At 71.7% G+C, this 13448-nt stretch carries 10 protein-coding genes; 6 read left to right on the top strand and 4 right to left on the bottom strand.

From position 1 onward, the window contains the following. Positions 1–65: 65 nt before the first annotated feature. Positions 66–2465 carry a hypothetical protein gene (locus tag C1N91_RS17130; protein ID WP_217496439.1) on the top strand — a complete coding sequence of 800 codons (2400 nt, stop codon included), beginning with the start codon at positions 66–68 and terminating at the stop codon, positions 2463–2465. A 58-nt stretch (positions 2466–2523) separates the two neighbouring features. Here C1N91_RS17130 and C1N91_RS13940 read toward each other — a convergent pair whose 3' ends face one another. Further along, positions 2524–2862: a hypothetical protein gene (locus C1N91_RS13940; protein WP_137768212.1), complete on the bottom strand. Its 339-nt coding sequence runs from the start codon at positions 2860–2862 to the stop codon at positions 2524–2526. Positions 2863–2962: 100 nt separating this feature from the next. Between C1N91_RS13940 and C1N91_RS13945 the strand changes: the two genes are divergently transcribed. Continuing rightward, positions 2963–3826, top strand: a complete 864-nt coding sequence (locus C1N91_RS13945) for a LysM peptidoglycan-binding domain-containing protein (protein WP_137768213.1) — start codon at positions 2963–2965, stop codon at positions 3824–3826. Between the two features lie 66 nt (positions 3827–3892). Continuing rightward, positions 3893–4414, top strand: coding sequence for a ribonuclease H family protein (locus tag C1N91_RS13950; RefSeq protein ID WP_137768214.1), 522 nt, complete (start codon positions 3893–3895; stop codon positions 4412–4414). Between the two features lie 118 nt (positions 4415–4532). Here C1N91_RS13950 and C1N91_RS13955 read toward each other — a convergent pair whose 3' ends face one another. Continuing rightward, positions 4533–4784, bottom strand: a complete 252-nt coding sequence (locus tag C1N91_RS13955) for a DUF6458 family protein (protein WP_058727711.1) — start codon at positions 4782–4784, stop codon at positions 4533–4535. Between the two features lie 199 nt (positions 4785–4983). Next, the gene (locus tag C1N91_RS13960) at positions 4984–7560 is read right to left on the bottom strand and encodes a DEAD/DEAH box helicase (protein ID WP_137768215.1); all 2577 of its coding nucleotides are present in this window, start codon (positions 7558–7560) and stop codon (positions 4984–4986) included. Positions 7561–7732: 172 nt separating this feature from the next. On the opposite strand from C1N91_RS13960, the gene C1N91_RS13965 reads away from it, so the two are divergent. Then, positions 7733–8755: an LLM class flavin-dependent oxidoreductase gene (locus C1N91_RS13965; protein ID WP_137768216.1), complete on the top strand. Its 1023-nt coding sequence runs from the start codon at positions 7733–7735 to the stop codon at positions 8753–8755. A gap of 448 nt (positions 8756–9203) precedes the next feature. Here C1N91_RS13965 and C1N91_RS13970 read toward each other — a convergent pair whose 3' ends face one another. Then, on the bottom strand, positions 9204–11690 hold the full coding sequence (locus C1N91_RS13970; protein WP_137768217.1) for a beta-glucosidase family protein: 2487 nt from the start codon (positions 11688–11690) through the stop codon (positions 9204–9206). Between the two features lie 139 nt (positions 11691–11829). Here C1N91_RS13970 and C1N91_RS13975 point away from each other — a divergent pair, with 139 nt between their 5' ends. Then, complete coding sequence (locus tag C1N91_RS13975) at positions 11830–12432, top strand: TetR/AcrR family transcriptional regulator (protein ID WP_137768218.1); 603 nt, start codon at positions 11830–11832, stop codon at positions 12430–12432. A gap of 137 nt (positions 12433–12569) precedes the next feature. Continuing rightward, complete coding sequence (locus tag C1N91_RS13980; RefSeq protein ID WP_137768219.1) at positions 12570–13436, top strand: NAD-dependent epimerase/dehydratase family protein; 867 nt, start codon at positions 12570–12572, stop codon at positions 13434–13436. The last annotated feature ends 12 nt before the right edge of the window (positions 13437–13448 follow it).

The following is a 13448-nucleotide window of genomic DNA, read 5'->3' on the forward strand; positions in this document are numbered from 1 at the left end:
ACGGAATATCGCAGCGTCATGCTTGTCGTCGCGGTCCACCAGGGGCCGCGGACAAGGAGAACAACGTGGTGGACAAGCAGCGCCGACGACGCGGCGCAGCCAAGCTCGTGCTCGGGTCGGCACTCGTCGGTACCGCGGTGCTCGCGTCGTGCAACGTCGCGAACGCATCGCTCTGGTACCCGCACGACCCGTACATCTACACGGCGAACAACAGCACCCTCGCGTACAGCGAAGGTGGGACGGACTACTTCCAGGTCGACGAGTGGAACGTGTCCTTCTCGGTCAACACCGATCCGGGTGACCTGCGCATCCTCGACGCCGAGACCCACGAGGTCCTGTGCGAGGTGCCGGCGTACGTCTTCGCGGACAGCGGCGGGTGCAACGCCTGGCTGGCGCCGGGCGAGCACCGCGTCGTCGCGTCGGTGACCTCGGACGGCGAGACGAAGACCTCGGCACCGGCCGTGGTGCAGTCGTTCGCCGAGGAGGACCCGGACGACGGCAAGGCCCCGCAGCCGCTGACCGTGGCCGACACCGCCCCGGGTGCGCGGCACAACCGCACCGCGGTGACCTTCGCCGGGCAGCCGGGCGACCGGTACGTGCTGCGCAACGCGAAGAACCAGGTCGACTGGTCGGGCACGGTCCCGGAGTCGGGTCGCTTCACGCACGAGCTCCGCACGGGCTACGACACGATTTCCGAGCAGGTGCAGACCGAGCGATCCGGCAAGCGGACCGTGGAGACGCTGCAGATCGTCGGCAACCCGCGTCCGCCGGTGGACGCGAAGCCGCTCGAGCTCGTCTCGTCGAAGAAGGTCGGCGACGGCTTCGACTACGTGGTGCGGGGGACCCCGGACGCGTCCTACTCGCTCGAGGGCAACAACTACCAGGACGACATCAAGGGCGACGTCCCGGCCGACGGGCTCATCCGCGGGCACGTTCGCTCGCTGTTCGACCGACAGACGGTGTACTGGACGACCGACGGCGACGGGGAACACGGCATCCACGGCTCCTTCGTCCTGACCGACCAGGCGACCGACCCGGAGGAGCCGGGCAACCCCGACGAGCCCGGCGACCCGGGCGAGCCGGGTGAGCCCGGCGACCCGGGCGACCCGGGTGAGCCCGGCGACCCGGGCGACCCCGGCGACGAGACGGCGGAGCCCGTCGTGGCGAACCCGAACCCCGGCGAGACCGACCCCGGCTTCACCGGCCCGGCACCGCAGCCCATCGTCGCCAACCCGAACCCCGGCGAGACCGACCCCGGCTTCACCGGCCCGGCACCCCAGCCCATCGTCGCCAACCCGAACCCCGGACTCGTCGACCCGGGCTTCGGGGTGCAGCAGCCGGTGCGGGTCGTCGAGACCACCCCGGGCCGCTCCGCAGGCACGACCGTCGTGACGCTTGCCGGCACCCCCGGCCTGACCTGGTCGCTGGGCGCCGAGGACGGCAGCTTCGGGGCGCACGGGCGCTTCGACGACGCCGGCCGCTCCACCTTCGAGGTCCACGACCTGCAGGAGGGCGAGGAGCGCGCCGCCCAGGTGCGCGTCTTCGACGGTCTGCGGGAGCAGACCTCGACCGTCACGGTCACGGGCAACCCGCGCAAGGCGATCGTGGCGGAGGACATCGAGCTCGTCGACGCGAAGACCGACGCGTCGGGCACCGAGGTCACGGTGAAGGGCACCCCGGGTGCGTTCTACAGCCTGCACCAGCACAACTCGCTCCACCAGACCTCGGGGACCGTCCCCGACGACGGCCTGGTGCACTGGAAGCTCCAGCCGGTGTCCTCCGGTCAGGCTCCGGCGTTCTCGTGGCAGACGCGTGGTGACGACTTCAACACGCTCTTCGGCAACATCACCGTCCAGCAGCCGGTCGTCGCGAACCCCAACCCCGGCGAGACCGACCCCGGCTTCACCGGCCCAGCACCCCAGCCGGTCGTCGCGAACCCCAACCCCGGCGAGACCGACCCCGGGTTCACCGGCCCGGCACCCCAGCCGGTCGTGGCGAACCCGAACCCCGGCGAGACCGACCCAGGCTTCACCGGCCCGGCCCCCCAGCCGATCGTCGCGAACCCCAACCCCGGCGAGACCGACCCCGGCTTCACCGCGCCCGAGCCCGAGCAGCCGGTCGAGGACGTCACGGCCGACCCGGTGTCCGACCGGGTCCCGCCGGTCGACAACGGCTTCAGCGCACCGTCCACGCCGGGCTTCGGCTCACTCGACGTGCAGGTCGACCTCGTGTCGCCGATCGCCGTGAAGCTGCGGTTCAGCGACCCGAAGGTGACCGGGTACTCCGGGTCCTACGACGCCCTGGTGTTCGTGGACGGGAAGTTCAAGGACGGCCACCGCGTCACGAGCGGCTCCACGACCGAGTTCTTCTACGGCCTCGGCCCGGGTGACCACACGTTCGAGTTCAAGGTCCGCGGTCCCGGTGGACTGACGCTGATCAAGACGATGACCGTGCACGTGGACTAGTCGCACGGAGCACGACCTGCGCCGGGGCGGGGACCGACCGGTCCCCGCCCCGGCGTCGTCATGCCCGGCGGTCCTCCTCGGACTGCCACGGCAGGTGCAGGTCGCCCGGTTCGGGCTCGACGTCACCCGCGTCGTCGGCACCGCCGGTCCCGGGGGCTGCGACCACCCTCGACGGGTCGATGCCGTCCGCCTCCAGGTCCGCGTCGTCACGCTGCTGGGTCTGCGACGCGACCGTCTCCCGCTCGCTCGACGGGCTGTAGGACGTGTCGGCGGCGCGCTGCTCGCGCTCCGTCACACCGTCGACGTCGTCGCTGTGCGCCGCGTCGCGCAGTTCGTCGCTCCGGGCACGGTCGTCGGACTCGTCCGGACCGGGCACGTTCGGGATGCTGTCGCTCATGCCCCGCACAGTAGGCCGCGTCCCCTGGTACCGGTTCGGTCACGACGCCCCTGATCCGGTTCCCGCTCGGGTACGGTCGTCCCGACGGAGGGGGCCGAGGATGGGTCGGACGAGGGTACGCGCTGCGGCGGTCGTCGCACTGGTGGGGACGAGCGCACTGCTGCTGACGGGCTGTTCGCTGTTCGGCGACGACGCCCCGCTGCCGAAGCCGTCCGGGCACGCCGCGCCGAGCGCCTCCGCGACCCCGGGCCCCGTCGGCGGATCGGGTACGACGGACGACACCGCGCAGCCCGTCGCGGCACCGCAGGCGGTCCCCGCCGGCACGGTCGTCGCGGAGACGGACGCGGTGTCGAAGTCCGGCGACACGTCGATCCACGTCCGGATCGTCGCGAACGACCACGGCACCTTCGACGCGCAGCTGTCGGACTACCGCACGACGAACCCGCAGCCGATGAGCGTGGAGTTCCGACGCACGGCGCAGTTCGGCGACGGCTCGGACGACCGTGCCGTGGCGACCACCCGATGGGGCGCGAACGGCCAGCCCCCTGCCAGTGTCAGCCTGTCGGAGGCCGGGACCGATCCGGACTGGCTGCGCACCGCGGTCCTCGTACCGGACCAGTCCGACGGTGACGACAGCGACCGCCCCTGGAGGTTCAAGGTGCTGGCGATCGGGACGCTCTCCTGGTCGATCCCCGATCCCGAACCCGACCTGCACGTCACCCTCGGCGCAGCTCGGCCGGGTGCGTACGGGTACGCGTTCGACGCCGACGACCAGACCCTCCGTGGGACGACCGGCACCCCGGTCGCCTACCGGGTCAACGAGGGTGACGACCAGACGACGATCGCGGAGCGCTTCGGCATCACGGTCGAACAGCTGCGGTGGCTGAACCCGCAGATGCAGACGACCGGCAAGGACTGGGTCCTCGCCGGGTCCTGGCTGAACCTCGACCCGGCCACGCGCTGACCTCGGGGCGGTCTGCCGGTCGGTTACGCTCGACCAGCACCCCGCACCACCCCAGGAGGCCACATCGTGACCATCGTCGCCGCCGCAGACGGCTCCGCACTCGGCAACCCCGGCCCCGCAGGTTGGGCCTGGTACGTCGACGACGACCGCTGGGCCGCCGGCGGGTGGCCGCGGGCGACGAACAACATCGGAGAGCTCACAGCCGTGCTGCAGCTCCTCCGAGCGACGAAGGACACCGACGAGCCGCTGCACATCCTGTGCGACAGCCAGTACGCCATCAAGGCCTGCACCGAGTGGCTCGCCGGGTGGAAGCGGAAGGGCTGGCGGAAGGCCGACGGCAAGCCGGTCCTCAACGTCGAGATCATCAAGGAGCTCGACGCCGAGCTCCAGGGCCGCAAGGTCACCTTCGAGTGGGTCCGCGGGCACGTCGGACACGAGATGAACGAGGCCGCGGACGTCCGGGCACGGGGTGCAGCAACGGCGTACCAGAACCACACCGAGGTCCCGACGGGCCCGGGTTGGCCGGACACCGTCGTCCCGCCCGCTCCGCAGCCGGCCCAGGTCGAGCCGCCCGCCACCCTGTTCTGACGAGCCGGACGACCGGCGGAACGGCACCGGCGGAACGGCACCGGCCCAACGGCAGAGACCGGCGGAACGACGACGGGCCCGGGCGGTCACTCCGCCCGGGCCCGTCGTGATCGCCGGATCAGTACGTGCCGTCGCGGCGGTCCTGCCGCGTGATCTGCTCGCCGGAGGCCGGGTCGATGCCCGACCGGGTGGTGGTCGTGGTCCGACGCCCGCCGAACCCGACCGCCAGGCTGATGATGAGCAGCACGACGCCGGCGGCCATCAGGATGTAGCCGATCAGGCGCAGGTCGATGCCCGCGACCTGGTAGTCGACCGCGAAGGCGATGATCGCTCCGATGACGATCAGGGCGATGCTCGATCCGATGCGCATGACGGGTCCTTCCGTGGGCGCCCCGTCCCGGGTGTCCGGGGCTGGCGTCGAAGGTACCCGGACCGCGGCCGACTCGTTCCGCTCGACCGCAGACCGCGGGCCGACGTCCGCGGCCGACACGTTCCGCTCGACCGCAGACCGCGGGCCGACGTCCGCGGCCGACACGTTCCGTGCGACCGCAGACCGCGGGTCGACGTCCTCAGTCGACGTCCACCTCGGCCCAGCCGTCGAACCGTCCGATCTCGGTGACGCGCACGACCGCCTCCCCCGACTCGTCCGAGGCGTCGAGGTCGATCGTCGCCGAGAACCCGAAGTCCTTGTCCCCCTCGGGGTCGGCGAAGATCTGCCGTGCCCGCCAGGTCCGTCCCGGCCCCTGCTCGTCGAGCACCAGGTACGCCATCGACCGCGCATCCCCGTCCGTCCCGATGGCGTCGTGCTCCTCGTAGTACTCCTCGAGCACGGCATCCCACGCCGAGCGGTCGAACCCGCTGGTCGCATCGAGCTCGCCGAGCCCCGCGGGATCGTCCGCGGCCGCGAGCAGCACCCGCTGGAACAGGGCGTTCCGCACGAGCACCCGGAACGCCCGCGGGTTGCCGGTGAGGCGGGCGGGCTGCGGCGGAGCGATCTCGCCAGCGGAGGAGGACACTGCTTCGGCGGCGGCCTCCGTCACGGAACCGTTGACCAGCGCCTCCCACTCGTCGACGAGCGACGAGTCGGTCTGCCGGACGACCTCGCCGAGCCACTCGATCAGGTCGTCGAGCTCGGGGGTCCGCTGTTCCTCCGAGATGGTCTGGCGCATCGTCCGGTAGGCGTCGGACAGGTAGCGGAGCACGAGACCCTCGGAGCGGGTGAGCTGGTAGAACCGCACGAAGTCGCCGAAGGTCATCGCCCGCTCGTACATGTCGCGGACCACGGCCTTCGGTGAGAGCGTGAAGTCGAGCACCCACGGCTGCTCGGCCGCGTAGGCCTCGTACGCAGCGGTGAGCAGTTCGTCGAGCGGCTTGGGCCAGGTCACTGCCTCGAGCAGCTCCATCCGCTCCTCGTACTCGATGCCCTCGCGCTTCATGCGGGCGACCTCTTCGCCGCGCTCCTTGAACTGCTGCTGCACGAGGATGGCGCGCGGGTCGTCGAGGGTCGCCTCGACGATCGACACCATGTCCAGCGCGTACGTGGGTGAGGACGGGTCGAGCAGCTCGAACGCCGCGAGCGCGAACGGTGACAGCGGCTGGTTGAGCGCGAAGTTCACGGGTAGGTCGACGGTCATGCGGTACTGCCCGTCGACCTGCTCGATCACGCGGGCGTTGATCAGCGTGCGGGCGATCGACAGGGCGCGCCGGGCCATCGCGAGCTGCCGGGAGCGCGGCTCGTGGTTCTCGAACACGAGCGACCGGACGTCGGCGAAGGCGTCTCCCCCGCGGGCGACGACGGCGAGCACCATCGCGTGCGTGATCCGCATCCGGGACACCATCGGCTCGGGCTCGGCGGCGATGAGGCGGTCGAACGACGCCGGCCCCCAGGAGACGAAGCCCTCGGGCGCCTTCTTCTTCTTGACCTTGTTCTTCTTCTTGGGGTCGTCCCCGGCCTTGGCGACGGCGCGGGCGTTCTCGATCTCGTGCTCGGGCGCCTCGGCGACCACGTCGCCCTCGGTGTCGTACCCGGCACGTCCGGCGCGGCCGGCGATCTGGTGGAACTCGCGAGCGGACAGCTGCCGCATCCGGGAACCGTCGAACTTCGTCAGGCCGGTCAGCAGCACGGACCGGATCGGGACGTTGATGCCGACCCCCAGGGTGTCAGTGCCGCAGATCACCGGCAGGAGACCCCGCTGGGCGAGCTGCTCGACGAGCCGTCGGTACTTCGGCAGCATGCCCGCGTGGTGCACGCCGATGCCCGCTCGGATCAGCCGTGACAGGGTCTGCCCGAACCCGGCGCTGAACCGGAACCCGGCGATCGCGGCGGCGATCTCGTCCCGCCGCTCGCGCGACGCCACCTTCACGGACATCAGCGCCTGCGCCCGCTCGAGCGCCGCTGCCTGGGCGAAGTGCACGATGTAGACCGGTGCCTTCCCCTCCTCGAGCAGCCGCTCGACGGTCTCCTGCACGGGGGTCAGCACGTACTCGTAGGACAGCGGCACCGGTCGCGAGACACCGGTCACGCGGGCGGTGGGGCGCCCCGTGCGGCGGGAGAGGTCGTCGGCGATGGTCGTGACGTCGCCGAGGGTCGCGGACATGAGCAGGAACTGCGCGCGCTCGAGCACGAGCAGCGGCACCTGCCACGCCCACCCGCGGTCGGGATCGCCGTAGAAGTGGAACTCGTCCATCACGACGACGTCGACCTCGGCGTCGGCGCCCTGACGGAGCGCCGTGTTCGCCAGGATCTCGGCCGTGCAGCAGATGATCGGGGCATCGGCGTTGACGCTCGAGTCGCCCGTCACCATGCCGACGTTCTGCGCACCGAACAGGTCGACGAGCTGGAAGAACTTCTCGGAGACGAGCGCCTTGATCGGCGCCGTGTACCAGCTCCGCTTGCCCTCGGCGAGCGCGGCGAAGTGCGCGCCGGCCGCGACGAGGGACTTGCCGGTGCCCGTCGGCGTGCTCAGGACGACGTTCGCACCGGACACGAGCTCGATGAGCGCTTCGTCCTGCGCCGGGTACAGCGGCCGCCCGCCGGCCTCGGCCCATTCGGCGAACGCCTGGTAGACCGCGTCCGGGTCGACGACGCCGTCGACCGCCGCCGGCAGGGCGGCGAGGAGCGGCGGGGTGGTGGTGACGTCGGTCATGCGTCCATCCTCCCAGGTGGGTGGCGACCGGGAGACGGACGGGAGGCCCGGTGCCGGCCCGCCACGCGCCTCCCGTCCGGAACAGGCGGACCGCAGCGTGCGTCGCGGTCGTGCCAGGATCCTCCCGTCCGACACCCTGCCGCAGTTGGATGCACGCGCATAGACTCGATGCGTGCGCGAACTCGGCTTCCTCTCCTTCGTCCCCAACCACGGCGGCACCGCCGGCGCAGCAGCCGCGCTGGAGGACGGCCTGCGCCTGTTCGAGACGGCCGAGTCACTCGGCTACGGCACCGGGTGGGTGCGCGGCAGACACTTCGAGCCGTTCCTGACCAGCCCGATGACGTTCTTCGCGGCGGCCGCCCAGCGCACCAGCACGATCGGCTTCGGCACCGCCGTCCTCGGGATGCGCTACGAGGACCCGATCCGCCTCGCCGAGGACGCCAGCACGGTCGACCTCCTCAGCGGCGGCCGGGTGCAGCTCGGCATCAGCACCGGGATCGCCGGGTACGGGCCGATCCTCGACCCGGTGTTCGGCGGCTCGGAGCGCAGCTTCCGCGACGAGGCCGAGGCCCGTGCGGCGCGGCTGCTCGAGGTCCTGCAGGGCGAGCCGCTCGGCACGGCCGGGAAGGGCTACGAGAGCATCCCCGCCGGCGCGGACCTGACGCTGCAGCCGCTCTCGCCCGGGCTGCGCGGCCGTGTGTGGTGGGGCGGCGGCAGCACGGGCACGGCGGTCCGCACGGCCGAGAAGGGCCTGCTCCTGCACTGCTCGACGCTCAACACCGAGGACACCGGCGCCCCCTTCGCGCAGGCGCAGGCCGATCAGCTCACCGCGTACCGGGAGCGGTTCGCGGAGCTCCAGGCGGCCGGCGAGCACCCGGGCCGCACGCCGCGGGTCGCGGTGGGCAGGATCGTCGTCCCGCTGCTCGACGACCACGACCGCCGGGTGCACGAGGAGTTCCTCACCGGCTACGCGAGCGGCATGGACGACGAGGGCCGCCCGCTGAGCGGGCCGCCCTTCCGCTTCAGCAGGATCGTGTCGGGTGGCGTGGACGAGATCGTCGACGCGCTGGCCGCCGACCCGGCCGTGCAGTCGACCGACGAGCTCGTGATCACCCTGCCGGCGAACGGCGACGCTGCGGCGCACGAACGCATCCTGCGGATCGTCGCCGAGGAGATCGCCCCGCGGCTCAGCTGACGACCGCGGCTGGGCTGACCGTGGTCCGGGCCGACGACGGGGGCATCCGGCCGGGGCTCGAGTCGGGGTGGTGAGGTCCGACGAGCCCCGTGCCGGATGACCATCTCGTCCCTGATCCGCACGGGATGGTGTCATCACTCTTTCACTTCTCGAAGGATTTGTCATCATCGTTTCGCGAATGATGACGAACTGTCAGCTGTTCGTGACAATCCCTGGTCAGAGGCGGAAAGGTACGCCCGCGGACCTTTGTCCGCCGAACGACGAATGCGCCCCCGCGCGGACGCGGGGACGCATTCTGGACGCACCGGACTCGAAGGGGTTCCACGACCGGATCAGGAGGCCGCTTCGCTCACACGACGGGCCCTCGGTGGTGCGCGCGCCGACGGTAACCAGCCGACTGGCGCGGGTTCATGCTACTGAACGAACCCGCGCCCGTGCGGAAATCGGCTCACTCCAGTTCGAGGGTCGCCGAGCCGGCCAGGTCGACGACGGACGCGCCGACGTGGAGCTCGAACGTCCCGGGCTCGTAGCGCCAGGCACCGTCCCAGTGCGCGAACGCCCGCGCCGGGACCTCGATCGACACCTCGGTGGACTCCCCCGCACCGAGCCGGACGGGCGCGAACCCGACGAGCCACCGCACCGGACGGTCGGCCGCTGACTGCGCACGCGACGCGTAGACCTGCACGACGTGCTTCCCGGCGCGGTCACCGGTGTTCGCGACGGTCGCGGTGACGATCGCGGCGTCACCCTCGGTCACCGTCGGCGATGCGGAGACGCCGTCGATCGTCCAGGTGGTGTACCCGAGGCCGTGTCCGAAGGGGTAGGCGGGCTCGGTGCCGGCACGCAGCCAGGCCCGGTACCCGACGTGCACGCCCTCGTCGTACGCGACCTTGCCGTCGACCGGTGTGACGTCCTGCACCGGGACGTCGGCGAGGGCGGCCGGCCACGTGGTGGGCAGGCGACCACCGGGCTCCGCGGTGCCGGTCAGCACGTCGGCGAGGGCGTTGCCGTACTCCTGCCCGCCGAACCAGGTGAGGAGCACCGCGGCGACGTCGTCCCGCCACGGCATCTCGACCGGCGAACCGGAGTTCACCACGACGACGGTGTTCGGGTTCACGGCGGAGACGGCACGGACCAGGTCGTCCTGGTGCCCGGGCAGTGCGAGCGACGAGCGGTCGTAGCCCTCGGACTCGACCTTGCTGTTCGTGCCGACGACGACGATCGCCACGTCGGCGTCGCGGGCGGTGGTGACGGCTGCCTCGATGAGCGCTACGGGGTCGGCGTCGCTCGGCTCGGTGCCGAACTGGTAGGCGAGCACACCGCCGAGTGCGTCGTCCTGCACGATGTCGTGCTCGATCCGGATCGCGAGCTGCTGCCCGGCCTCGACCGCCACCGGGACGGAGCGCGCCGGCGGGTTGAGGAACGCCGCGCCGAGCTGGTCGCCCTCGACCGGGACGGTCTCGTCCAGCAGGAGTTCGCCGTCCACCCACATGCGGGAGCGACCCGCGGCGCCGATGCCGAGCCGCACGGTGCCCGTCGTCTCGGCGGTGTACGTGGTCGTGACGTCGAGTCGGTCGGACTCGCGGATCGGGGCGTCGCCGCCGAACCAGAACAGTGCGGTGGCACGGCGGTCCTCGACGAACAGCTCCTCGCCGTCCTTGACGAACGCCACCCGGGCACCGGGCTCGCCGGTCGCGGGGTTCGTGATGCTCGACAGCGGGAACTCCGCGATGCCCTCCTGCACGACGGCGCCGATGGCGTAGTCCACGGTCGCGCCCGGGAAGGCCGCTCGGATGCCCTCGATGGGCGTCACGACGTGCTCCGGCACCACGGTCGCCGAACCGCCGCCCTGCGTGCGGGCCTGGTCGGCGTTGTGGCCCAGGAGCGCGATCCGCGCCACGGCGGGGGCGTCGAGCGGCAGGATGCCGGTGTTCCGGACGAGGACCGTGCCCTCGGCCTCGGCCTCGCGGACGAACGCGACACCGTCCTCGACGTGCACGGGCTCCGCCGCGACGGGCTCGAAGCCCTCGAGGGCACCGACGCGGGCGGCCAGGGTCAGGATCCGGCGGACCTTGCGGTCGATCGCCGCCAGCGGGACCTCGCCCGACTCGACCGCCTGGAGCAGCGGCCCCTCGCTCCACCACGGGTTCGGTCCGGGCATCGCGACGTCCTGCGACGCCTTCGCCGAGTCCACCGAGCGGACACCGGTCCAGTCGGACACGACGATGCCGTCGAAGCCCCACTCCGAGTTGAGCGGGGTCTCCAGCAGGTCGTTCTCCGACGCGGTGACGCCGTTGATCGCGTTGTAGGACGACATGACCGCCCAGGCGTGCGCCTCGGTGACGGCCTTCTCGAACGCGAGCAGGTACAGCTCGCGGAGCGCCCGGTCCGACACCTCGGTCGACGCGGTGAAGCGGTCGGTCTCGTAGTCGTTCGCGACGTAGTGCTTCGGGGTCGCGGCGACGCCGTTCTCCTGCACGCCGTCGACGTACGACGCGGCGAGGTCGCCCGTGAGCACCGGGTCCTCGCTGAACGCCTCGAAGTGCCGTCCGCCCAGGGGCGACCGGTGCAGGTTGATGGTCGGGCCGAGCACGACGTCGACACCCTTCCGGCGGGCCTCCACGGCGGCTGCGGCGCCGTAGCGCTTCGCGATCGCCCGGTCCCAGCTCGCCGACAGCGCGGTGGCGGAGGGCAGGTTGAGCGACGGGTCGCGCTCGTCCCAGACCTCACCGCGGACACCGGACGGGCCGTCGGACATCAGGATGCGGCGGAGACCGATCTTCTCGACCGGCCAGGTCGTCCAGAAGTCGCGGCCGGTCAGCAGCTGGACCTTCTCCGCGGTCGTCAGCTGTCCGAGGAGCGCGTCGATGCGCTCGGCCAGCGGCGACGCGGCGGTCGGCCGGGAGGCGCGGGTGGTGTCGTCCACGGTGGTCACGATGGTCGGTCCCTTCGTTGTGCGACGGGCGCCGGGGCATGACCTCCGCGCGCCTTCGTCGGCGGCTGGCGTCAGCGTAGCAGGCAAAACCTATCGTGAGTAGGTTTCTCGGGTCCGGAACGGGCGGTACGCTCGCGCCATGGCACGACGGGGTTCGTACGCGAAGGGCATCGCGAAGCGCGAGGAGATCCTCACGGTCGCGCTCGACCTCGTCGCACAGCAGGGGTTCCGGCAGACGAGCATCAAGGACATCGCCGACGCGGTCGGGCTCACCCAGGCCGGACTGCTGCACTACTTCGACTCGAAGGACGACCTCTGGGTGGAGATCCTCCGCCGCCGCGACGAGGTCGACCTGGCGCACGACTGGGGGACCACCGCCGAGGACCCGGGCGCGTTCCTCGCCGCGATCGTCCGGCACAACACCGAGGTCCCCGGCCTCGTGCAGATGTTCGTGAACCTGTCCGCCGCCGCCGCGACCGACGCCGGACACCCCGCGCACGAGTACTTCCGCGAGCGCTACGAGCGCAGCCGCGACGACTTCGCCCGGGACTTCCGGACCATGCAGCAGGACGGCCGGCTCCGCACCGACGTGGACGTCGAGCAGCTGGCGAGCGTGCTGCTGGCGATCTCGGACGGCATGCAGATCCAGTGGCTCTACGACCCGTCGCGGGACATGGCCGAGCACGTCGAGCTCGTCGCTCGGCTGGCGGTCGCGCAGTCGGTCACCCCCGCCTCCGCCTGACCGCGCCGCCCCGGGCTCGGCCACCTCGACCTGCGCCGCCCGGACAGGTACCGCCAGTGCCTGGTCCCGGTGCAGGCGCACACGGCAGGATGGGCTACGGCCGACCAGGCCGTCCGACGACGATGTGGAGTGACGCGATGACGCGTGTTGTGGTGACCGGAGGCAGCGGCAAGCTCGGACGGGCGGTCGTCCGCGACCTCGACGAGCACGGGTACGACGTCGTCCTGCTCGACCGGGTGCCCTCCCCCGACAAGCCCGAGCGGGTGCCGTTCGTCCGCATCGACCTGAGCGACTACGGCCAGGTCCTCGGCGCGCTGACCGGCATCGACGACCGCTACGACCGCGTCGACGCCGTCGTGCACCTCGCCGCCGTGCCCGCACCCGGCCAGGTGCCCGACGTGGCGCTCATCACGAACAACGTCACCGCGTCGATCAACGTCTTCCACGCCGCCCGGGTCGCACGCATCAAGAACGTCGTGTGGGCGTCGAGCGAGACCCTGCTCGGGATCCCGATGGGCGAGCACCACCCGCCGTACCTGCCCGTCGACGAGGAGTTCGCGGTCCGCCCGCAGTCGTCGTACTCGCTCGGCAAGGCCGTCGAGGAGGAGATGGCCCGCCACTTCACCCGCTGGGACCCGGAGCTGAAGATGATCGGCCTGCGGTTCTCGAACGTGATGGACGAGACCGACTACCCGTCCTTCCCGTGGGACGCCTCGCCGGAGGCCAAGACGTTCAACCTGTGGTCGTACATCGACTCCCGCGACGGGGCGCAGGCGGTTCGGAGGTCGCTCGAGGCCGAGCTCACCGGGTTCGAGGCGTTCGTCATCGCGAGCCCCGACACCGTGATGGACACTCCGACGATCGAGCTCGTCGAGCGCTTCGTGCCGGACATCGAGCGCCGCACCGACATCGACGGGACGAGCTCGCTGCTGTCGAGCGAGAAGGCCCGCGAGCTCCTCGGCTACGCCCCCGAGCACTCCTGGCGGGACCACCGCTCCCGCTGACCGGACGCCAGG

This window comes from Curtobacterium sp. SGAir0471 (assembly GCF_005490985.1).
Lineage (GTDB): Bacteria > Actinomycetota > Actinomycetes > Actinomycetales > Microbacteriaceae > Curtobacterium.